Annotated in this window: 20 protein-coding genes; 7 read left to right on the top strand and 13 right to left on the bottom strand. The window is 66.1% G+C overall.

Annotated elements, in window-relative coordinates:
* Positions 1 to 1,500: a DUF3375 domain-containing protein gene (locus CFB35_RS24115; protein ID WP_059584857.1), complete on the bottom strand. Its 1,500-nt coding sequence runs from the start codon at positions 1,498 to 1,500 to the stop codon at positions 1 to 3.
* 770 nt (positions 1,501 to 2,270) lie between these two features.
* Complete coding sequence (ribA, locus tag CFB35_RS24120) at positions 2,271 to 2,921, bottom strand: GTP cyclohydrolase II (protein ID WP_059584856.1); 651 nt, start codon at positions 2,919 to 2,921, stop codon at positions 2,271 to 2,273.
* Positions 2,922 to 3,098: 177 nt separating this feature from the next.
* Between ribA and CFB35_RS24125 the strand changes: the two genes are divergently transcribed.
* Entirely contained in the window at positions 3,099 to 3,560 is a 462-nt protein-coding gene (locus CFB35_RS24125) for a CBS domain-containing protein (RefSeq protein ID WP_012339746.1), read from the top strand.
* Positions 3,561 to 3,717: 157 nt separating this feature from the next.
* On the opposite strand, the gene CFB35_RS24130 is transcribed toward CFB35_RS24125, so the two are convergent.
* Positions 3,718 to 4,047 (bottom strand): DUF4148 domain-containing protein, encoded by a 330-nt coding sequence (locus CFB35_RS24130; protein WP_089465632.1) that lies wholly within the window; start codon positions 4,045 to 4,047, stop codon positions 3,718 to 3,720.
* A 513-nt stretch (positions 4,048 to 4,560) separates the two neighbouring features.
* On the opposite strand from CFB35_RS24130, the gene CFB35_RS24135 reads away from it, so the two are divergent.
* Positions 4,561 to 4,959 carry a GreA/GreB family elongation factor gene (locus tag CFB35_RS24135; protein WP_027781009.1) on the top strand — a complete coding sequence of 133 codons (399 nt, stop codon included), beginning with the start codon at positions 4,561 to 4,563 and terminating at the stop codon, positions 4,957 to 4,959.
* Between the two features lie 175 nt (positions 4,960 to 5,134).
* Here the strand turns inward: CFB35_RS24135 and CFB35_RS24140 are convergent, their stop codons facing one another.
* Positions 5,135 to 6,217 (bottom strand): porin, encoded by a 1,083-nt coding sequence (locus tag CFB35_RS24140; RefSeq protein WP_059584854.1) that lies wholly within the window; start codon positions 6,215 to 6,217, stop codon positions 5,135 to 5,137.
* Between the two features lie 581 nt (positions 6,218 to 6,798).
* On the opposite strand from CFB35_RS24140, the gene CFB35_RS24145 reads away from it, so the two are divergent.
* Positions 6,799 to 7,170: a YXWGXW repeat-containing protein gene (locus CFB35_RS24145; RefSeq protein WP_089465633.1), complete on the top strand. Its 372-nt coding sequence runs from the start codon at positions 6,799 to 6,801 to the stop codon at positions 7,168 to 7,170.
* 223 nt (positions 7,171 to 7,393) lie between these two features.
* Here the strand turns inward: CFB35_RS24145 and CFB35_RS24150 are convergent, their stop codons facing one another.
* The gene (locus CFB35_RS24150) at positions 7,394 to 7,780 is read right to left on the bottom strand and encodes a helix-turn-helix domain-containing protein (RefSeq protein WP_089465634.1); all 387 of its coding nucleotides are present in this window, start codon (positions 7,778 to 7,780) and stop codon (positions 7,394 to 7,396) included.
* A 324-nt stretch (positions 7,781 to 8,104) separates the two neighbouring features.
* Between CFB35_RS24150 and CFB35_RS24160 the strand changes: the two genes are divergently transcribed.
* Positions 8,105 to 8,581 carry a nuclear transport factor 2 family protein gene (locus tag CFB35_RS24160; protein WP_089465635.1) on the top strand — a complete coding sequence of 159 codons (477 nt, stop codon included), beginning with the start codon at positions 8,105 to 8,107 and terminating at the stop codon, positions 8,579 to 8,581.
* A gap of 158 nt (positions 8,582 to 8,739) precedes the next feature.
* Here the strand turns inward: CFB35_RS24160 and CFB35_RS24165 are convergent, their stop codons facing one another.
* The 6 genes from CFB35_RS24165 to CFB35_RS24190 all read right to left on the bottom strand — a co-directional run bounded on the left by CFB35_RS24165 (position 8,740) and on the right by CFB35_RS24190 (position 17,682).
* Positions 8,740 to 9,990: an MFS transporter gene (locus tag CFB35_RS24165; protein ID WP_059584851.1), complete on the bottom strand. Its 1,251-nt coding sequence runs from the start codon at positions 9,988 to 9,990 to the stop codon at positions 8,740 to 8,742.
* A 291-nt stretch (positions 9,991 to 10,281) separates the two neighbouring features.
* Positions 10,282 to 10,929, bottom strand: a complete 648-nt coding sequence (locus CFB35_RS24170; RefSeq protein ID WP_089465636.1) for a glutathione S-transferase family protein — start codon at positions 10,927 to 10,929, stop codon at positions 10,282 to 10,284.
* 264 nt (positions 10,930 to 11,193) lie between these two features.
* Positions 11,194 to 11,649 carry a MarR family winged helix-turn-helix transcriptional regulator gene (locus tag CFB35_RS24175; protein WP_089465637.1) on the bottom strand — a complete coding sequence of 152 codons (456 nt, stop codon included), beginning with the start codon at positions 11,647 to 11,649 and terminating at the stop codon, positions 11,194 to 11,196.
* A 159-nt stretch (positions 11,650 to 11,808) separates the two neighbouring features.
* Positions 11,809 to 13,332 (bottom strand): efflux transporter outer membrane subunit, encoded by a 1,524-nt coding sequence (locus CFB35_RS24180; protein WP_089465638.1) that lies wholly within the window; start codon positions 13,330 to 13,332, stop codon positions 11,809 to 11,811.
* A complete protein-coding gene (locus CFB35_RS24185; RefSeq protein ID WP_089465792.1) occupies positions 13,329 to 16,502 on the bottom strand; it encodes an efflux RND transporter permease subunit in 3,174 nt (1,057 codons plus the stop codon). Before CFB35_RS24185 ends, CFB35_RS24180 begins: the two co-directional genes overlap by 4 nt.
* Positions 16,503 to 16,515: 13 nt before the next feature.
* The gene (locus CFB35_RS24190) at positions 16,516 to 17,682 is read right to left on the bottom strand and encodes an efflux RND transporter periplasmic adaptor subunit (RefSeq protein ID WP_089465639.1); all 1,167 of its coding nucleotides are present in this window, start codon (positions 17,680 to 17,682) and stop codon (positions 16,516 to 16,518) included.
* 79 nt (positions 17,683 to 17,761) lie between these two features.
* On the opposite strand from CFB35_RS24190, the gene soxR reads away from it, so the two are divergent.
* Positions 17,762 to 18,241 carry a redox-sensitive transcriptional activator SoxR gene (gene soxR / locus CFB35_RS24195; RefSeq protein WP_059639703.1) on the top strand — a complete coding sequence of 160 codons (480 nt, stop codon included), beginning with the start codon at positions 17,762 to 17,764 and terminating at the stop codon, positions 18,239 to 18,241.
* A gap of 24 nt (positions 18,242 to 18,265) precedes the next feature.
* On the opposite strand, the gene CFB35_RS24200 is transcribed toward soxR, so the two are convergent.
* Positions 18,266 to 19,027: an SDR family NAD(P)-dependent oxidoreductase gene (locus CFB35_RS24200; protein WP_089465640.1), complete on the bottom strand. Its 762-nt coding sequence runs from the start codon at positions 19,025 to 19,027 to the stop codon at positions 18,266 to 18,268.
* A 108-nt stretch (positions 19,028 to 19,135) separates the two neighbouring features.
* On the opposite strand from CFB35_RS24200, the gene CFB35_RS24205 reads away from it, so the two are divergent.
* Positions 19,136 to 20,047 carry a LysR family transcriptional regulator gene (locus CFB35_RS24205; RefSeq protein WP_059584844.1) on the top strand — a complete coding sequence of 304 codons (912 nt, stop codon included), beginning with the start codon at positions 19,136 to 19,138 and terminating at the stop codon, positions 20,045 to 20,047.
* A gap of 24 nt (positions 20,048 to 20,071) precedes the next feature.
* On the opposite strand, the gene CFB35_RS24210 is transcribed toward CFB35_RS24205, so the two are convergent.
* The gene (locus tag CFB35_RS24210; protein ID WP_059584843.1) at positions 20,072 to 20,725 is read right to left on the bottom strand and encodes a TetR/AcrR family transcriptional regulator; all 654 of its coding nucleotides are present in this window, start codon (positions 20,723 to 20,725) and stop codon (positions 20,072 to 20,074) included.
* Between the two features lie 146 nt (positions 20,726 to 20,871).
* On the opposite strand from CFB35_RS24210, the gene CFB35_RS24215 reads away from it, so the two are divergent.
* Positions 20,872 to 22,164, top strand: coding sequence for an NAD(P)/FAD-dependent oxidoreductase (locus tag CFB35_RS24215; protein WP_089465641.1), 1,293 nt, complete (start codon positions 20,872 to 20,874; stop codon positions 22,162 to 22,164).
* The last annotated feature ends 39 nt before the right edge of the window (positions 22,165 to 22,203 follow it).

The raw sequence follows: 22,203 nt of genomic DNA on the forward strand, positions 1-22,203 counted from the left end.
TTATAGCTCCATATCCAAGCCGCGCACGTCGTCGAAACCGAGCGCCACGACCGGAACGTCAAAGCGCAGCGGCATGCCATCACGCCCCATTACGTCGACGCTTTCCCGCTCCCCGTCCATCGAAACCCCTGCTTCCCGCGCCATGCTCAACCAGAGCGCGATTGTCTCCAGATCATGCGTCGGCGGCAGATGCCGCGCCAGTTCTGCGATCCCCATGCGCGTGCCATGTTGCTCGAGCAACGCCACCGTACTCTCACACAGCGCCTGTCGATCCAAACCATCGAACGCCTCCCAAAACTCGTCGTCGATGGATCGTGGGTCCATGCTTCGCGCCTGCAGTTCGAGCACGAGTCGCGCATCGTCCTGAATGGCCTTGAACCTGATTCTTTCCACGAGCGGTAGACCCGCCACGGAAATTGCAACGGGCGGCAACGGACCGTCCATGTTGCGCGTCGAGGCGCTCGCCCAGTCGAGTGCCAGCGCTTGCTGCAACACGTCGTGGATCAGTTCGCCAACCCGATGATGTTCGACCGCAAGTCCCGTACGGAGGAACCCCTTGACGTCACGTTCACTTCGAGCTCTCGCGCGGATGACCGCTGCCGATTCGTCGATCAGGCGGATGATGAGCCAGCGCAGTTCATGTTGCTGGCTGGGATTGAGTGCCGAGCGCGTGGCGGGATGCTGAATGATCTGGCGCAGCCGATGCTTCATCGCGTCGAGTTCGGCAGAGCGTCCCAACTGCTGCTGAAAACCGCGAAAAACCTTTCCTTCGGCGGTTTCGAGCAGTTCGTCATGGCTGTTCAACAGTTTGTCCACGACCGCGCCCCGATGACCGCGCTCGCTAATGATCGACTGCCGCAACGCTTGATCGGCCTCACGATAAGAGTCTTCGACCCGACGAAAGTCGGCACGCAAACTCGTAGCCAGATTGTAGATTTCCCGGATACCCTCGATAGCCTCCGATTCCGTCATCGCACGCACGTTACCCGTCTTGACGTCTTCGAGTTCCCGCTCCAACTCCTGGATCTTCCGCTGCAAATAGCGCGATCTACTTCGACGATCCGGATTAAGGTTGGATTCCAGGTTTTCGATCTCGCGTTGCACGATCGATAGCCGTGATGCCGTCGAGGTCATTAAGCGCCCGTCCAGGGCGGCGACGAATCGCAGCGCTTCCTCGAGCGCATCGGTGGCATAGAGACGCCCAGCCCGTTCAATCAGCAACGAACGCCGAATCCATCCCCGCAGCTCCTTGCGCGCCAGTGCCGCACAATCGCCCTCGGGATCAACGCCAAATTCGTCTGAATTCGCGTGCTGCTCCAGCACGGCTGCGAGCATTTGTTCGGCCACGTCGACCTCAATACCGTCGTGACTCTTTTCAAACAACGTCTGTAAGCAACTCAGCACGAGCGGTGCGCTACGCGCCGCCAGCAATTGCCAGGCAGGGTGTTGACGCCGCGACTGGACGTACTGATGCGTGCGCTGTTTCCAATCCAGATCCATTCCTTTTCCGCGCCACTTGGAGGTGAAGAAGCCGACGACGCGAAACTGCGGATCATCGTCGCAAAGACGTCACTGCAATACCCAGCCCCTCTGCATTCAGGCCCACAGGATTAATGGCCGGAATATTGCCACGACAATCGCAAGCATGACACGCCACGTCAGACCACGGAATGGACACAGTACGTCTGGAGAAGGCCCTGTCCAGGTGTGGCGAGGTGCCGGCCGGCGTCGGAGGAGGCGAACGGAACAATGCGGACGCCGCGTCCCCCGGATCGCCCAATTGCCTGGTAACGCCAAAGCGCTGAGCGGAAAGTGAGGATTGACCATACGCACGCGCATCCGCTACGGGCTTTAGCCAGCGAAGCGATCAAGCGAATTATTGTTGCGACGGGCCCACGAACTGCAGACGAAATTTCCGTTCGCCAACGCGTTATTTCCCACGCAGAGATCAAGGCGTCAAGTGCCCCCCCGCATAGCGCACGTCGCTCGTCGCAAGCGGTTCGACCGTTAATCAACGATTTGTGGCAAAACGTCAACGACTGTCGACTTATCGAAACCTAGAGATGAGGCCCGGGAATCTGCCTAAAAACGATGTAGGTTTGGTGCACAACGCCGAAAAAAACCACGCCGACGCAACGTGCTTGGCCATGCGGAGGCAAGCGCCCATGCAGGCGCCGACACGACGGAATCCAAATATTCACTTTTAAATCAAAAGCTTACTGGATTCACTAGATCAATTCAGAGCAATCCGGATAACGCCAAAGTTTCCACTATTCATTTTCTTCGAAGTAATGCCCGAACTTCGTTTGCTTCGTGCGGATATAACGTTCGTTTTCCTCGCGCACAGGCACCGCGAGCGCCACGCGCTCGCAGACGGGAATACCGTGCTTCACGAGCGTGTCGAACTTCTTCGGGTTGTTGCTCATCAGCCGCACCGACGTCACGCCGAGGATGCGCAGGATCGCGGCGGCCGAGTCGTATTCGCGGGCGTCGTCGGGGAGACCGAGATCGAGGTTCGCCTCGACGGTATCGCGCCCCTGCTCCTGCAGCGCGTACGCGCGGATCTTGTTGCTCAGGCCGATGCCGCGGCCTTCATGACCGCGCAGATACAGCAGCACGCCGCGGTTTTCGGCGGCGATGTAGCGCAACGCGAGATCGAGTTGCTCGCCGCAATCGCAGCGGTACGAGCCGAACACGTCACCGGTCAGGCATTCGGAATGCAGACGGGTGAGCACGGACTGCTCGCCGGTCACGTCGCCCATCACGAGCGCGAGATGTTCGGCATCGCTGCCCGATACGCGAAACGCGTATGACGTGAACGTACCGTAGCGCGTAGGCAGCGACGCGGTGGCGACGAGCGTCACGCACTCGTCGGCCTGGCCATTGCCCGGCGAGGGCGATTGGGGACGCGAAGACATCATGAATTCAATCGAAACGTTCAGGAATGTAGGAGTTGTGTGGATGGTGCGTGACGGGAGTTTACCGCTAATCTGGAAACGTCACGCGACTGCCGCCGCCCGCCCGGCTATACTGGGCTCACCGGGTGACGCGCATCACGTCCCGCCTGCCCTGCATCGACCTGCATACGGAGAAAGCGAATGAGCACGACTGTCGCGCAGATTCTCAAGGCCAAGCCGGATTCGGGCCGTACCATCTACACCGTCACGAAGACCGATCTCGTCTACGACGCCATCAAGCTGATGGCCGAAAAGGGTATCGGTGCACTGCTGGTCGTGGACGGCGACGACATCGCGGGCATCGTCACCGAGCGCGACTACGCGCGCAAGATCGTCCTGCAGGACCGCTCGTCGAAAGCCACCCGCGTCGAGGAAATCATGACGGCGAAGGTGCGCTACGTCGAACCGTCACAATCCACGGACGAGTGCATGGCGCTGATGACCGAGCACCGGATGCGCCACCTGCCCGTGCTCGACGGCGGCAAGCTGGTCGGCCTCATCTCGATCGGCGACCTCGTGAAGAGCGTGATTGCCGATCAGCAGTTCACGATCAGCCAACTCGAACACTATATCCACGGCACGCCTACCGTCACGTCGGCCTGATTCGCGTCAGCAAAAAAGGCCCAAACGCGTCAGCGTCTGGGCTCAAAGCCGCCGGCATGCGGCGACGGAGGTTCTGCTCCTGCGGGCGAACGACGCGCGGTCAGCGCGCGTCTCGTCGATTCAGCGGTGCGCTCGGGCAGACCCGGGGAACGTTCAATTAGTTACCGAAGTAGACCGAATTCACGGGATTCGGCGCTTCCCGCGTCACACGGCGGCCGGATTGTGCGGCACCCGTCGCCACGGCACCGTAGCCGCTCGTATCGGCCTGAGCGAGCGCCGGCTCGTTCGGCTGGATACGCTGTTCGGCAGCCTGGATGTCGCTCGGATATTGCGAATCGCTCGCCATCGGCTTGTAGCCGTTCTGCTCGAGTTGCACGAGTTCGGCCTTGACCTGAGCGCGGGTCAACCCCTGCTCGGACTGCGCGAACGATGCAATCGGAGCGGCAAGGACGGATGCGGCGATGGCTGCGTAGACGATCGACTTCATGATTTACCTCCGGAATATGTTGTCTTTTGACGTCGCCTCGACGGGGACTGTCTGAAGCGATTGAGTCCAGTGTAGTGCTCGCCGAACCAAGGGGAAACCCTTAGTTTGAATATACAGCGTTGCGTTTCTGGAAAAAATCGCCGATGGTTTTCAGACAGAGGCGTTGCAACTTGCTTCATCCACACAACAATCGCTGACGAAACGCCAACAATCGGATCCTGGTCGGGAAGGTTGTGTTGTAGAATCGTAAGGTTTTATTCGCCAGTCGATATTCCGTCCACCATGTACGCGCTCACGCCCCTTTCGGTTTCGCCGTCCGGCCCGGCCGGCGTGCGCGCGTGCGCCGGCCAGCCGGCGCATCCCCTCGCTCGACGCACGGCCCAGGCGCCGCTCGCCCCTGCCCGGCGCCTGATCTGACCGCTCGGTCTCCACCCCGGAGCCAGATCAGACAGGCTCCGGGCGATCCTCATAGGCACGCCACGCCTGCCCCTGCCGATCATTTGGAGAACTCCCATGAAACAACGCCTTTACCAGCTGACCGAACTCGACGTCGCTCGCCTCGAAAAGCACGCCGAGCACAACCCGCGCTTCCAGACGATGCTCGACACGCTGCTCGAACGCGCCGATATCGTCCAGCCCGACGCCATCAAGGCGAACGTCGTCACGATGAACTCGCAGATCACGCTACTCGACGAAGCGACCCAGGAACAGGCCACCTGGACGATCGTTTATCCGGACGCCGCCAACCTCGAACTCGGCCGCTTGAACGTCTTCTCGCCCGTCGGCATGGCGTTGCTGGGCACGCAACGCGGCCAGATGGTCAAGGTGATGCAGCCGAGCGGTGCCGAAAAGCTGATGAAGGTCGCCGAGATCGTGTTCCAGCCGGAAGCCAACGGCGAATACACGCGCTGAGCCACCGGCGGCCAATGCTGCGTCACACGACGCGCAGAACGAAAAAGCGAGGCACGGGCCTCGCTTTTTTGCATCCGGACGATCCGGATTATCGTCATCGCTTTCTGCGGACGAAAAAAAGGCGCCCGAAGGCGCCTTTTCGATGCTGCGAAGCGGGTTGCCCCGCTTGTCACGCTTAGAAGCGGTGACGCAGACCAACCGTTGCTGCGGTTTGGTTGATCGACGAGCTCGGAGCCGTCGTGTTGTCGCCGTTGTAGATCGACGTGCCAAACGCGTTGTTCTTCGCACCGCGCTGGTACACAGCTTGTGCGTACACGTCCGTGCGCTTCGACAGCGAGTAGTCAGCTTGCAGGCCGAACTGGTTCCAGTGCGAGCTGCCACCGTTAACCTTCGCGTTCGTGTACGTGTATGCTGCGCCGAGGCCGAGAGCCGGCGTCAGGTTGTACTTTGCGTTGACTTCGTAGTTGTCAGCGCGCAGCGACGGAACGCCGACAGCTTGGTTGTCGATACGCGACTGCGTCCATGCAGCGCCGACTTGCGCCGGGCCGAATGCGTAACCAGCAGCAGCACCGTACGTGCGGACACGGCCTTGTGCAGCGATGTTCGTCGCGCCGTTGGCGTTGGTACCGTCGCCGAGGTTCGCTTGCGAGTATGCCGCACCCAGCTTCAGGCCTTGGAACTGGTACGACAGACCGCCGCTGTATGCACGGTTGTTGCCGAAGTTCTGGTTGTTCGAGAACGAGTACGTGCCGCCGAATTGCAGGCCAGCGTAGTTAGCGCTCGTGTACTTGATCGAGTTGTTCAGCGCGACGTCACCGTTCGTGCTCAGACGGTCGTTGTTCAGCGGGTGAGCGAAGTACGTGCCGCCCCACGAACCCGTTGCCGTCAGCGGCGCCAGGTAGTCTTGCGTTGCGTCGTATTGCTTACCCAGCGTGACCGTACCGTACTGGCTCGACAGACCGACGAACGCTTGACGGTTGAACATGCCACCGTTGTTGCCCAGACGGCCGTTACCGATGTTGAAGCCGCTTTCCAACGTGAAGATTGCCTTCAGGCCGCCACCGAGGTCTTCCGAACCACGCAGGCCGAAACGGCTCTGGTCGATACCCGAGCCCATCGACCACAGCGACTTGCTGGCGACGTTGCTTTGGTAGGTGATGCCTGCGTCCAGCACGCCGTACAGCGTGACGCTGCTTTGTGCGTGAGCGACGGTAGCGAACGATGCTGCAGCTGCTGCAACGATCAGAGTCTTGTTCATTCGTGGAGCTCCCTTCTAAAAAGAGGCAGGTCTCGCGACCTTGTTCATAAACGGTCTCAACCGCCCGGGAGCGCCATCGGTCCTGCTGGCGGCGCCCGGATAGTTGCCCGTTTGGGAACCGTGAGTTTAGGGGTGTACCCTAGGGGAGCGATCCGCAAATAAAGAAATAACCTTTTCCAGAACTAGAAATAATGAAAGTGGGGACGCGCCATAAGTATTTGTTTTAACGTTTGTTTTTGACTTCTTGACGCGTGCTTTTTGGAGCCTTTCATCGCACCATTCTTACATGTCAGCGTCTTGACGGTTGCATAGAAACAACAAGTGGATTCGGTTCGGCACCCCAAAATCGGTAATTGTTACCCAATTCAATCTCAAATATTGGCCAGCCGGCATCTCGGACGGCCCCCTCCACCCCACAAACCGCAGCGACGCCCATAGCCACGACGAGATCCCGTCAGCCGTCGGAAAGGGAAAGAGTGGCGTTTCGTGACACTCGGTAACAGCCTTGACCGCCCGTGTAACCCTCCGGGCGCACCGGCAGGCTAATGTAAGGCGACCTCGAATACTGAACAGGAATCGCCATGAATCGACGCTCGCTGCTGCGCGCCATCGGATTGACCGCCGCCTTCGCGGGTACCGGCTGGCTGCGCGCCGCCTCGGCCCAGCCCGCCCCGCCCGTGTACCGTCCATCCGGCCCGAACCGCGTACCGGGCAGCCCGCCCCATGCGGATCGCCCGACCTTCGCGCCGCCGGCCGCGCGGCGCGACCGCCGCCCACCGCCGCCACGGCCGCATGGCTATATATGGACGGACGGCTACTGGCGCTGGCAGCGCGGCCGCTATATATGGGTGCCCGGTCGCTGGGTCGCACGGCGCCCCGGGCGCCGCTGGGTGCCCGGCTACTGGCGCCGCCAGGGGCCGGTGTGGGTCTACGTCGACGGTTCGTGGCGGTAAACAGCAGCCCGGCTCCGGCCGATGAAGGTTCCGAGCGGAACGGCGCGCGCGAGCCGGCGCCGTCCGCGCCACGGAATCATGCGCGACGGCAGCGGGTGCCCGGGCAACATATCGCCGGGCTATCCATTTCGACGACCTCTCTTGGATCGCGAAGTGATTTCGTGACGATGCAAGTGCATCCGCCACGCTTCACCGCGCCCCGCTCGTTCGCCACGTACCACGCTCAACTCGCGCCCTCTTCCGACTCGCGCGCACGACGGCGCGACGCGCGGATCGCACGATGATGTTCGTCGGCCCACCGGATCATCGCGTGCATCGGTGTCAGGAACGAACGCCCGAGGTCGGTCAACGCATATTCGACCCGCGGCGGCACTTCGGCGAACAGCGTGCGGCTGACGAAGCCATCCTGCTCGAGCCGCTTCAGCGTACGCGACAGCATCTGGTTCGACACATCGCCGATCGTACGGCCGAGTTCGTTGAAGCGCATCGTTCCGCCCGACAGCGCCTCGAGCACGAGCAGGCTCCACTGGTCGCCGATGCGGTCCAGCACATCGCGGATCGGGCACGGCTGATCGAGATCGACGGATTCGTCGGCGGACGGCAGCGGCATGACGGAATTCTCTTTCACGGGCGGTACACAGTCACCGCGGCGTGACCTGTTCACACCGCGGTGACTTCTTGTGACGGGTTCGCGGCAACTGTACCATTCGATCGACTTGACAGCCGCCTGCCCGCCGTCCGGATTCGCCAGTTCAACGAAGCATGACGATATCGCGCACTATCGGCAGCGGAACCTCGTGGTCTTGTCGGCGAATCGTTCATGCCGATACGGGATGCATCGCGCGGCCACGGCTCGATCGCTCGCCGGCGAGCGCGTTCAGCGCCACCCGAGTCGCGCATCCCTCCACGCATCGTCAGACCAGGAAAACGCTACATGTCATCGTTTCGCTCCCCCGTTCACGCCGTTGCCGCAGTCGTTCTGCTGGCCGCATCGACGGCCGCGCTGGCCACCGGCCCGGCCACGCGCGACCTGGCTGCCGAGGCAGCCAACCGCCAGCTCGTGCTGACGTTCTACGACCGCTTCTTCAACCGGCACGAAGCGGTCGAGGCCGCCGCCGTGGTCGCGGACGACTACAAACAGCACAACCCGCACGTGCCGGACGGCAAGAAGCCGTTCGTGTCGTACTTCGTCGGCGCGTTCCAGAAGAATCCGGCGTCACGCGCGCGTATCGTCCGCAGCGCGGCCGACGGGGATCTGGTGTACCTGCACGTGCATGCGACCGAGCGCCCGGGCGATCGCGGCGAAGCGGTGGTCGACATCTTCCGCGTGAAGGACGGCAAGATCGTCGAACATTGGGACGTGATCCAGCCAGTGCCGGAAACGTCGGCGAACCGGAACACGATGTTCTGACGCATCGCGCCGACGCGTCGCGATGCCGGGCGGCTGGGACGCGGCCCGGACCTCGTCCGCCGCGCCGGTGTCGGGCCGTGCGAAGTTGCGCGACGGCCACGCACGGGACCGCGTTCGGCAGAAGCGGGCCAACGTCGCGCGGCCCACGACAGCCCCCCCTACGACAACACGGCCGTTCGCGCGCCCGGCCGCGTACGGCCGTACGCCACCATCATCGCGAAGCTGAGCAGGAAACCCGCGCCGCCGATCAGCAGCAATCCGATTTCGCCGAATACCGGCAGCAGATTCGTCAGCGCGCCCGTCACGACCCACGCGACCGCCATCACCGAGCCCGCGACGCCGAGCGCCCAGCCCTGCCGATCGTCGCTGACGGCGTCGGAAAACGCCGTATACATCGTCGTGTACGCAACCATGTCGAAGCAGCCGACGACCATCGCGAGCGTCCACAGCACCGGTTCATTCGGGAATAGCGCGGACAGGATCTGGCCAAGGCCGGCCACGAGCAGGCCCGTCTTCGCGATATCGATCACGCGCCACACGCGCAGCATCAGCCGCACGACGCACAACAGGCCGAACACGAAGCAGATGCCGATCACGCCGCTGAACAACCCGAGCCGCGCGCTCGTGTAACCGAATTTCGCCTGCAACAGCAGCATGACGGTCTGCAGGTAGAGCCCGTAGCCGACCTGCATCAGGAAGAACACCACCGACAGGAATGCGACGTCGCGCTGCCGCGCGGCTTCCCGGATGATCCGCAGCGGCAACAGCGGATCGATGCGCGTATCGCCGCGCGGCGCCGCGGAATCGCGATACGACGCCCAGGTCCAGCACGCGCAGATCAGCGACAACGCGGCGACCAGCGCGAACGGCGTGCCGTAGTCGAACACCGGCGAGATCGTGCGATCGGACGTCACGCCGCCGAGCACCGGGCCGACGATCACGCCCGCGCTGAACGCGAGCGACATAATGCTCATGTTGTACGCCTTCGTCTCGGGCGTGCTGAGATCGGTGATGGCCGCCTGCGCGATGCCCTGGCAGCCGGCCATCAAGCCCGTGAGCCCGCGCCCGGCCAGCAGCAGCGCGACGCCGGCATGCGACGCACCGGCCGCCATCATCGCGTAGCCGGCCGCGAGGCCGAACACGCACAGCAGCAGGATCCGGCGGCGGCCGTAGCGATCGGACAGCTCGCCCATCAGCGACGAGCCGAAGAACATGCACAGCGGATAGATCCCGTAGCCGAGGCCGAGATAGAAATTGCGCACGTGCGCGCTGGCGTCGGCCGGCAGGATGCCCGCGTGCGGATCGCTGAAAATGGCGGACATCATCGGATAAACGAGGCCGAACCCCATCGCGTCGAGCGCGATGGCGAGCAAGCAGGGGCCGAGCAGCTTGTAATCGAGCCGGGACATGACGACCTTCCGGACAGAGTGGATGATCGCGCCAGCGTAAACACCGGGCAACGGCCGCGGTAGGCCGCCGGACGCGATGCTGATCATCGGCTCGCCCGATACCCGCGATACCGCCTGCGCCGATGGGTCGCCGTCCCGCCCGGGCGGCCGCTACATCGGGCGCGCATCGCGTCGGGCCGCCGCACCACACGGCTCTGCCCGTCGCCCGCACGCGACGTGCTGATCCATTTGGACCACACGAAGCGCACGCCTTGTTGCGATCATGGCCCAGGCAGCGCCGGCGATGCGACGTCAGTGCGCCGCCTCGGCCGTCGGCACCCGGCATGCGCTCAGGCCGCGCTGAACGGCCGGCCGCGCGGCGATCTCGGCAAGCCAGCGCTCGACGTGAGGAAAGCCGGCAAGGTCGAGATCGAGCTCGGCCGCCGTGCGCAGCCACGGGAACGCGGCAATGTCGGCGATCGAATACCGCGACGACGCGAGATACGCCGATTCCGACAAGCGGCCGTTCACGACGCCGTAGAGACGCAGCGCCTCCTTCCGGTAGCGGTCGATCGCTTCCGCATTGCCCGTCTTCGAGGCGTGCAGGAACCACCACAGCTGACCGAGCATCGGCCCGATCCCGCCGATCTGGACATGCAGCCATTGCTGGACCGCCGTGCGCTCGGCCAGCGTTTCAGGCTGCAGGCAGCCCGTCTTCTCGGCGAGATAGCCGAGAATCGCGCCGGATTCGAATACGGCCAGCCCCGTGTCGTGGTCGACGATGGCCGGGATCTTGCCGTTCGGATTGATCGCGAGATACGCCGCGCCGCGCTGCTCGCCGGCGGACAGGTTCACCTGCACGCGATCGTGGGCGAGCCCGGCCTCTTCCAGGTAGATCGCGATCTTGTGCCCGTTCGGCGTGTCGGCCGTATAGAACGTGAGGGAGTGCGTCGAGGTCATGTTGGTCCTTGTCATCGGTTATCATTGCAACTGCAATCGTTGCAATTGCAATCCTATGCCGAAACCGGCGATGCCGGCGACATGCCAGTACTCGAAGGAGGGACATGCAGATGGCGCGGCCTGGTCCGCCCGTGCGGCGCCCGACACCTGCCGCGCCGCGTCAGCCCGCCTCGAACGGCTGACGACGCGGCGGCTCGTGCCGCATGGCCGGCCGGCGGCCGCGCTCGATGGGCGGCACACGGCCGCTCCGTGTGCCGGATACCGTTACTTCACTCCGGCTGCCGCGTCGCGCGCGGCGGCGGACGCGCGATCGAGCGCAACGGCCATCGCCGCCCGCTCCTTGCCGGTGAACTGGTCGAGAAAAAGCTCGGCGACCGTCGACTGGTAGACCTTCCACATCTTTTTGCGCAGCGTCCGCCCCTTGGCGGTGATGCTCGCGAACGCGGCGCGGCCGTCGTCCGCCGAACGCGTGCGCGTGACGAGCCCCTCCTGTTCGAGCCGATCGATGAGCCGCGTCAGGTTGTAGCGCTCGATCGCCAGCACATCGGCCAGTTCGTGCATGCGGCGCGTGCCGTCGGGCCCGCTTTCGAGCCCCCACAGTGCGTCGTACCACGCGTATGCGGGCAGGGACGCCGCCGCGAGGCGACGCTCGATCTCGCGAATCATCGTCCGGTGCGCGCGGACGAACGAGAACCACAGATCGGGTTCGGTTGCGCTCATGTCAGGTCGTTCCTCTCTTAATTGCATTTGCAATCGAATTTTATCGCGAGAACGATGATCCTTTCATGCGATTGCCATTGCCGCCTTGCTCGCCGATCGCTGCGCGTTGCTTCGCGCGGAGCGACGCGACGCCACGATCGCCGCGCCGCACTGTTCGCGCTACTTCTCCGACTGAGCAAGCGGGCCTTGTGCGCCCCGCCCCGTACCCGACGGCCAGCCGCCCGCGAGCGCCTTGTACAGCGCGACCGTCGATGCCGCGCTGCGCCTCCGCCCGTCGGCCGCCGCGTCCTGCGCCTGCAGCAGCGTCCGTTGCGCATCGAGCACTTCGTAGTAGTCGATCGCGCCCGCCGAGAAGCGCGCCTGCGCAAGTTGCGCGGCGCGCGCGCTGTCGTCGGCCGCGCGCACGAGATGAGCGGTCTCGTCACGCGTGCGCGCGACGCGCAGCAGTGCATTCTCGGTTTCCTCCAGCGCGCCGAGCACGGTCTGCCGGTACTGCGCAAGCTGGCCGGCGGCCTCCGCGTCGCTCGCGGCGATCCGCGCGCGCACGCGGCCGACGTCGAGGAACGACCAGTCGATGCCGAGCGCGATCAGGTTCGTGTCGCTGCCCGCGCGGAAGAACCCGTAGCTGCTCGTCGCGCTGCCGAGCAGCCCCGACAGCGTGAAGCGCGGAAACAGGTCCGCCGTCGCGACGCCGACGCGCGCGGTCGCCGCATGCAGCCGCGCCTCGGCGGCCGCGACATCGGGGCGGCGGCGCAGCAAGTCGCCTGGCGTGCCGGGATCGATGTCGGCCGCGAGCGCCGGCAGCGGCACCGGTGCGGCCGTCTTCGGCGGGTCGAACCGGCCGATCAACGCATCCGGCGTCTGCCCGGTCAGCACCGCGAGCCGATGCTCGTCGACGCCGATCGCGGCTTCGTACACGGCGATCCGCGACGTCGTCGATTCGTACTGCGCACGCGCTCGCGCCGCATCGAGTTCGGAGCCGCGCCCCGCGCCGACGCGCGCATTGATCAGCGCAAGCGTCTGCTTCTGGTTGTCGGCGTTCTCGCGCGCGATCCGCAACCGTTCCTGCGAGCCTCGCAGATCAACGTACGTGCTCGCGACCTCCCCCGCGATCGCGACGCGCACCGCGCGCACGTCGGCCGCGCTGGCCGCCGTTTCCGCGCGCTGCGATTCGATCGAGCGCCGCACGCGGCCGAACAGGTCGAGTTCCCATGCGGCATTGATGCCCACGCTCGACGTCGGCGCATCGCGCTGGCTGCGCGGCGCGCCGAACGCCTGGTCCTTGCTCATCAACTGATGGCCGATCCGGCCGCTCGCGGTGATTGTCGGATAGCGGTCGAACGTCGCCTGCGACAGCAGCGCATTCGCCGCGTCGTAGCGCGATACGGCCACCTGCAGATCCAGGTTCGCCGCGAGCGCCGCGTCGATCAACTGCGTCAGCGCCGGATCGCCGATACCGCGCCAGAACGCGGCATCGGCCGCCGCCGATGCGTCGGGCGGCATATCGGGCCGTGTATCGGGCCATGTATCGGCCGGCGCCGCATCGCGCTGCGTCGCCGGATGCGCATCGCGCGCGAACCGCGCGGCCGTGGCCGTATCCGGTCGTTTGAAATCGGGGCCGACCGCGCATGCGGCGAGCGTCACCGACATCGCGAGCGCGTAAAGACGGAAAGCGGCGCTCATCGGTTTTCTCCTTCGAGGGTGCCATGCTGTTCGCTCCAGACGGCCGGCGTGCCGCCCGCGAGCTTGCGGATCGCCACGTAGAACACGGGCGTCAGGAACAGCCCGAACAACGTGACGCCCAGCATCCCCGCGAACACGGTGACGCCGGTGGCCGCCCGCACCTCGCTGCCCGCGCCGCTGCCGATCAGCAGCGGCACCGAGCCCGCGATGAACGCGACCGACGTCATCACGATCGGACGCAACCGCAGCTTGCAGGCTTCGAGCGCCGCCTCGACCACACCCTTGCCCTGGATCTCGAGCTCGCGCGCGAATTCGACGATCAGGATCGCGTTCTTGCACGCCAGCCCCATCAGCACGACGAGACCGACCTGCACGAACACGTTGTTGTCGCCGCCGGACAGCCACACGCCGAACAGCGCCGCGCACATGCACACGGGCACGATCAGGATCACCGCGAGCGGCAGCGTCCAGCTCTCGTACAGCGACGCGAGCACCAGGAACACGAGCATCACGGCCAGCGGGAACACGACGATCGCCGCGTTGCTCTGCGTGACCTGCTGGTAGCTGAGGTCGGTCCATTCGAGCGTGATGCCCGGCGGCAGCACGTCCTTCGCGATCTGCTGCAGCTTCGCGATCGCCTGCGACGACGACATCGTCTTCGGATCGGCATCGCCGATCAGGTCGGCGGCCGGATAGCCGTTGTAGCGCACGACCGGATCGGGGCCGTACGCGGGCCCGACCGTCACCATCGAGCCGATCGGCACCATCTCGCCCTTCGCGTTGCGTGTGCGCAGGTTCGCGATGTCGGCGGCCGTCTGCCGGTGGCCGGCATCCGCCTGCGCCATCACGCGATATACGCGGCCGAACACGTTGAAGTCGTTCACGTACATCGAGCCGAGATACACCTGCAACGTATTGAACAGATCGGTCAGCGCGACGCCCTGCGCCTTCGCCTTCAGCCGGTCGACCTTCACCTCGAGCTGCGGGATGTTCGCCTGGTACGAGCTGACGGGATAGCTCATCCCCGGCGTCTTCGCGACCGCGGCCTGGAACGCGGCGAGCGCCCTCTGCAATTCGCCGTAGCCGAGGCCGCCGCGATCCTCCAGATACAGCGCGTACCCGGAGCCGTTGCCCAGGCCCTGGATCGGCGGCGGCATCAGGGCATACGTGATGCCGCCGCCGATCGCCGCGAAGCGCGCGTTCAGGTCCGCGTTGATCTGCGCGGCGCTGCGGTGACGCTGGTCGAACGGCTTGAGGATCACGTAGGAGTTCGTGATGTTCGGCGTGTTCACGCCCTGCAGCGCATTCAGCCCGGCGAACGCCGGCACCATCTCGACGCCGTCGGTACCGAGCGCGATCTTCGTCATCTGCTCGGTCACCGCGCTGGTGCGCGCGAGCGACGCGCCTTCCGGCAGCTTCGCGCCCGCGAACAGGTACAGCTTGTCCTGCACCGGGATGAAACCGCCCGGCACCGCGTCGAACAGCAGCGCGGTCGCCGCGAGCAGCGCCGCATAAACCGCGAACACCATGCCGCGCCGCTTCAGCGTGCGCGCGACGACGCCGTGATAGCGATCGGCGCTGCGCTCGAAGAAGCGGTTGAACGGATGAAACAACCAGCCGAATGCGCGGTCGAGCGCGCGCGTCAGCGCATCCTTCGGCGCGCCGTGCGGACGCAGCAGCTTCGCGGCGAGCGCGGGCGACAGCGTCAGCGAGTTGATCGCGGAGATCACCGTCGAGATCGCGATCGTCACCGCGAACTGCTTGTAGAACTGGCCGGTGACGCCCGACATGAACGCCATCGGCACGAACACCGCGCACAGCACGAGCGCGATCGCGACGATCGGCCCCGACACCTCGCGCATCGCCTGGTGCGCGGCATCGCGCGGGCTCAACCCTTGCGCGATGTTGCGCTCCACGTTCTCGACCACGACGATCGCATCGTCGACGACGATCCCGATCGCGAGCACGAGCCCGAACAGCGTCAGCGTGTTGATCGAATAGCCGAGCAGATAGAGCCATGCGAACGTGCCGACCACCGATACCGGCACCGCGACGAGCGGAATGATCGACGCGCGCCACGTCTGCAGGAACAGGATCACGACGAGCACGACCAGCACGACGGCCTCGATCAGCGTGTGCTGCACCGCGCGGATCGATTCGCGCACGAACACTGTCGGGTCCCACACCGGGCGGTACGCGACGCCAGGCGGGAAGCGCTTCGACAGCTCGTCGAGCTTCGCATACACGGCCTTCGCGACGTCGAGCGCGTTCGCGCCCGGCGACAGGAAGATGCCGACCACGGCCGAATGCTTGTCGTTGAAATACGAGCGCAGCGTGTAGTCACCCGCGCCGAGCTCGATGCGCGCGACGTCGGACAGCTTCACGACCTGCCCGTCGTCGCCGTTGCGCAGCACGATGTCGCTGAATTCCTGCACCGTGCGCAGGCGGCCGCGCACGTTGATCGACACGAGAAAGTCGTTCTTCTTCGGCGACGGCTCCGCGCCGAGCTGGCCGGCCGACACCTGCACGTTCTGCTCGCGCACGGCCGCGATCACGTCGCTCGCGGTCAGGCCGCGCGATGCGAGCCGATTCGGGTCGAGCCACAGCCGCATCGCGTAATCGCCCGAGCCGTACACGCCGACGTCGCCGATGCCGGTCAGCCGCGACAACTCGTCCTTCACGTTCAGCGTCAGGTAGTTGCGCAGGTACAGCGAATCGCGGCTGTTGTCCGGCGAATAGAGGCTCACGTACATCAGCGGCGTGGGCGACTGCTTCTGCGTGGTCACGCCGTACTGGCGCACCTCGTCGGGCAGGCGCGACAGCGCCTGACTCACGCGGTTCTGCACGCGCACGGCGGCCGTGTCGGGATCGACGCCCTGCAGGAACGTGACGACGACCTGCAGGCTGCCGTCCGACCCGGCGACCGACTTCATGTACATGATGCCTTCGACGCCGTTGATCGCCTCTTCCAGCGGTTCGGCGACCGATTCGGCGATTTCCTTCGGGTTCGCGCCCGGGTACGTCGCACGCACGACGACGCTCGGCGGCACGACTTCGGGATATTCGCCGGCCGGCAGCATCGGGATCGAGATCAGGCCGATCGCGAAAATGACGATCGACAGCACGACCGCGAAAATCGGGCGGTCGATGAAGAAGCGGGAGAAATCCATCGTATCGCTCCCGTCATTGCGCGGCAGGCGCGTCGGCATCGGCGCGCGCGGGCAGCGCCTTCGGCTTCACCTGCGCGCCCGGATAGTAGATGCGCTGCACGCCGTCGACCACCACGCGGTCGCCCGCCTGCAACCCCTTCTCGACGATCCGCTCGCCGTCGAGTTCTGGGCCGATCGTCACGTCGCGACGCAACGCCTTGTCGCCGGGGCCGATCACGTACACGTACTTGCGGTCCTGGTCGGTCAGCACGGCCTTGTCGTCGACCAGCAATGCATCCTGGTCGCGGCCGCTCACGAGCTGCACGCGCGCATACAGGCCCGGCGTAAACGTATGGTCCGCATTCGGCAGCCGCACGCGGGCGCGGATCGTGCCGGTTTGCGGATCGAGCCGGTTGTCGAGGAAATCGACGGTGCCCGCATGCGGGAAGCCCGTCTCGTTCGCGAGGCCGACGCGCACCGGATCGGCGCCGATCGCGCGATGCGCCGGATCGGCACGCCGCGCGTTGTAGCGCAGGTAGCTCTGCTCGTCGCAATCGAAATACACGTAGACCGGATCCTGCGACACGACGGTCGTCAGCAGCGTGTCGTCCGCGCGCGCGAGGTTGCCGACGGTCGCGACCGCGCGGCCGACGCGGCCCGCGATCGGCGCGCGCACTTCGGTGAAGCCGAGATTGAGCTTCGCGTCGGCCACGGCCGCCTCGGCTGCCTGCAGGTCGGCGCGCGCCTGCTCGGCGGTGGCGCGCGCGTTGTCGAGTTCCTCCTGCGACGTCGCATGCGCATCGATCAGCGTCTGCACGCGCTTGAGCTGCACGTTCGCGAGGCTCGCGGCCGCACGCGCGCGCTGCTGCTGCGCATTCGCACGGTCGAGCGCGATCCGGTACGGGCGCGGATCGATCTCGAACAGCAGCGCGCCCTGCGCGACCACGTCGCCCTCCTTGTACGCGACACGCTGCAGATAGCCGCTCACGCGCGGCCGCAACTCGACCGCGTCGACCGCTTCGACGCGTCCGTTGAATTCGTCCGCGAGGCGAACGGTACGCGGCGCGACGGTGGCGACGCCGACTTCGGGCAGCGGCTGGGCCGACGACGTGCCTTTGCCGTCGTGACAGCCCGACAACGCCAGCAACAGGGCGCAGGCCACGCCCAAAGGCGACGTCCTGCGTAGGGAAAAGGAGCGCATGATGCCTCGCGACGGGTTAAACTGCCGCGTAGCATAAAAGTTGAAGTTAACTTCAAGTCAAGCTTTCCCGGAGGGCGTCATGGGTATCCCGGAAACCCCGCAATGGCCGCTGATGTCGATCCGCGAAGTGGCCGCGCGCAGCGGCGTGCCGGCGTCGACGCTGCGTTTCTACGAGATGCGCGGATTGATCAAGTCGCACCGCAACGGCTCGAGCCATCGCCACTATTCGCGTGCGGTGCTGCGGCTGATCGCGTTCATCGTGTTCGCGCAGAAGATCGGCTATTCGCTCGACGAAATCGCCGAGCAGCTCGTCAGCCTGCCCGAGGACACCGCGCCGACCAACAAGGACTGGCAGCGGCTGTCGCGCGGCTGGAAGCAGCGCGTCGCGAGCCGGATCGAGGAATTGCAGCGGCTCTACATCAACCTCGACGAATGCATCGGCTGCGGCTGCCTGTCGCTGAAACGCTGCAAGCTGACCAACCCGGAAGACCGCGCGGGCCGCAACGGGCCCGGCGCGCGACGCTGGCTCGGCGACAAGCCGCCGACGGATTGCGAATGACGCGCCGATCGTGGATGCCGTGCGTCACCCGACGCGCCAGCCGCCGTTCACCGCGATCGTCGCGCCGGTGACGAACGACGCGCGCGGCCCGGCGAGCCAGGCAACCGCATCGGCGACGTCGTCCGGCTGCCCCGCGCGGCCGGCCGGCGTCTGCGCGCGGATCATCGCCGCGACCGCCGGCGCGACCCCGCCGTCCCCGAAGAAACGCGTGCCGGCGATATAGCCGGGCGCGACCGTATTGACCGTCGCGCCGCGCGGCCCGAGTTCGCGTGCCAGCGCGACGGTGAAGCCTTCGACGCCGGCCTTCGCGGCCGCATAGGCGAGGCCGCCCGGCAACAGGCTGCCGGCGCGCGCCGCGATCGAGCCGATGTTGACGATTCGCGCCGCGCGATCGGCGAGGTGCGGCAGCACGGCCATCGTCGTCAGGAACAGGCTCTTGAGGTTTGCGTCGAGCACGGTATCCCACACGGCCTCGGCCTCGCTCGCTTCGGTATTCGCACTGACGCGGGCGGTCCGCCCCGCGTTGTTGACGAGGACGTCGATACGCGGCCATCTTGCGACGATCGCTGCCACCACCGCCTCCGCATCGCGTCGCACGCTCAGATCGCCGGCCTGCCCGACTGCCGCTCCGCCCAGACGCGCGACAGCCGCCTCCAGCCGCGCCGCATCGCGCCCGACGAGCGCGACGCGATACCCGTCCCGCACCAGCCGGCTCGCGATCGCGAAGCCGATCCCGCTCGACCCGCCCGTGACGATGGCCGTGCGCTGCTGTTCATTGCCCGTCATGATCTGCCCTCCCGAGTATCGACGGTTGACGACAAGGACATTCTGGGCAGCGCAGGGTGATAGGTAAAATACGAATTCGATGATCTATTGATACATGGCAGGTATCGCATGATCGATCTGCGCCAGTTCCGGCAATTCATCGCGGTCGCCGAAACGCTCGGCTTCCGGCGCGCGGCCGAGCGACTGCACATGGCTCAGCCGCCGCTCAGCGCGGCGATCCGCAAGCTCGAGGACGAACTGGGCGTCGCATTGCTCGAGCGCGACAACCGCGGCTCGCGGCTCACGCCGGCCGGCGAAGCGTTCCTGCTCGAAGCGCGGCGCGCGCTCGAACAGGCCGAGCGCGCGGTGGCCGTGGCGCGCCGCGCGGGCGCCGGCCTCGGCGGCACGCTGCGGCTGCGCTTCGTCGACAGCACGGTCAACGCGCTGTTGCCGCTGATCCTGCGCGCGTTCCAGGAGCGCCATCCGGACGTCGATTTCCAGCTCGAGGAAGGCACGACCGCCGAACAGATGCTCGCGCTGCGTCAGGACCGCACGGACGTCGGCATCGTCGTGCTGCCGGTGGCCGATGCCGGCGACGTGCATGTCGAGCCGCTGCTGCGCGACCGGATGGTGGCCGCGCTGCCCGACGGCCACCGGCTCGCGCGGCGCCGCCGCATCGCGCTGGCCGAGCTGGCGGATGAACCGTGGGTCATGTTTGCCGCGCACCACGGGCCCGGCATGCACGCGCTGATCGTGACGGCGTGCGCGCAGGCGGGCTTCGCGCCGCGCGTGGTCCAGCAGCCGCGCCAGATGCAGACGACGGCCGGGCTCGTCGCGGGCGGCATCGGCGTCGCGCTGATGCCGCGCCTGTTCGTGCCGATGCAGCCGCGAGGCATTACGTTCTGCGAACTGAAGGGCGCGGGCAGCCCGCTCGCGTACGAGCTGGCGATCGCATACCGCGCGCCGTCGCCGCTCGTCGATGCGCTGCGCGAGAGCGCGCGGAACGCGGTGCGCGAGCTGGGGCTGATCGCGGCGACGTGACCGCGCGCATCGCGCGCGCGGCGCTCAGTCGCCGAGAATGTTCAGCGCGACCGCGAGCACGGCCTGCCTGAATTCGTGCTGCCGCGTGGGCAGCGACGTGAACTCCAGCATCATGTGGCTGTACGACACGGTCGTACCCACGGCGCTCGCGATCATGAAGAACAGCACGTTCGGATCGACCGGACGAATCGCGCCGGCCTCGACCGCGTCCGCCAGCAGCGGAAACATCGCGTCGTGGTACGGGCGCACGAGCCGCTCCCGCAGCCGGTCGAGCCGCGCGCCCTCCTCGGTCGCCGCCGTCGAGAAGAACATGCCGATATCCGGCTCCGCGAATTCGTGATCGACGCACAGCTCGAGCGCGCGCCGCACGCGCTCGCGATGCGGCAGCGGCGACGCGCGCAACGCACGCAGCGCGTCGAACATCGGTTCGGCCAGCTCGACGATCTGCTCGACGACCGCCAGCCACAACGTTTCCTTCGTGCCGAAATGATGGGCGATCAGCGCCGCGTCGATGCCCAGCTCGCGCGCGACTTCACGCACGCTCGTCGCGTCGTAGCCGCGCTTCGCGAACGTGCGGCGCGCGGCCCGCAATATCACGTCCGGACCGACGGACGCATCCGCCAGCGGCCGTCCGCGCGTCCGCCGCTTCGACGGCGCGCGCTCAGTGACTTCTGCCACGTTTTTCCTGCTCCTTGAACGATTCGAATGCCCGTGTCCGGCCCCCGCTTCGACGTGCCGGAATCGGGCGGCCCGCCCCGCTCCGTTGACACGCGGAGCCGGGAAGCGCTAGGATCATACCTTATTCATCACGTGATGATTTATCCATGACAACCCCTACACGCATCGTCATCGTCGGCGGCGGGATCGCCGGGCTGCAGCTCGCGACCCGCCTGGGCGAGCGTCTCGGCCGGTCCGGGCGGGCACGGATCACGGTCGTCGATCGCAGCCCAACGCACATCTGGAAGCCGATGCTGCACACGATCGCGGCCGGCACGCGCGACGTCCAGCAGCAACAGGTGATCTTCCTCGCCCATGCGCGCGACCACGGCTACACGTACCAGCCCGGCGAACTGAAGGGGCTCGATCGCGCGCGCCGCCGCGTGCAGCTCGGCGCGATCCGCTCGCGGGACGGCGACGTGGTGATCGGCGCACGCGAACTCGAATACGACGTGCTGATCCTCGCGCTCGGCAGCGAGGCCAACGATTTCGGCGTGCCCGGCGTGCGCGAGCACTGCTACTTCATCGACAGCCAGCAGCAGGCCGAGACCTTCAACGAAGCGTTGCGGATGCGCGTGTTCCGCAGCATCGCGCGCGACGAGCCGTTTCGCGTCGCGATCGTCGGCGCGGGCGCGACGGGCGTGGAACTCGCGGCGGAGCTGAGCCGCTTGCTGGAAGTGGCGCAGGCGTACGGCGACGAGACGGTACGCGAGCGGCTGCAGCTCACGCTGCTCGAAAGCGGCCCGCGCATCCTCAACGCGTTTCCGCCGCGCATTTCCGCGTCGGCCCGGCGGCGGCTCGAACAGATCGGCTTTCGCGTGCTGACGTCGACGCGCGTCACGTCGGCCGACGCGAACGGTTTCCACTACGGCGACGGGTCGTTCGCCGAAGCCGACCTGATGGTCTGGGCGGCCGGCGTGAAGGCGCCCGACTTCATGCAGGCGCTGGGCGGGCTCGACACGAACCGCGCGAACCAGATCGTCGTCGGCCCCACGCTGCAGGCGACCGGCGACGAGTGCGTGTTCGCGATCGGCGATTGCGGCAGCCTGCTGCCCGACGGCCACGAACGGCCGCTGCCGCCGACCGCGCAGGTCGCGACGCAGCAGGCCGAGCACCTCGCGAAGCATCTGCCCGCATGGCTCGACGGCACGCCGATTCCACCGTTCGCATTCCACGATTTCGGCGCGCTGGTGTCGATCAGCGATTACGACGCATTCGGCACGCTCGGGCAGTTCGGGTTCTTCCGCGGCGGCTTCATCCAGGGGCGCTTCGCGCAGTTCAGCCACCTGATGCTCTACCGGCGGCACCAGCAAGCGCTGCACGGTTTTTCCAAGGCGACCCTGCTGTGGATCGCCGAACGGATCAACGGCTGGGTGCAGCCGCGCATCCGCCTGTCGTGATGCCGCGCGTCGCGGCACCGCGTAACGTTTCGAGGAACA

This window comes from Burkholderia sp. AU16482, assembly GCF_002223285.1.
In the GTDB taxonomy this organism is placed as follows: domain Bacteria; phylum Pseudomonadota; class Gammaproteobacteria; order Burkholderiales; family Burkholderiaceae; genus Burkholderia; species Burkholderia semiarida.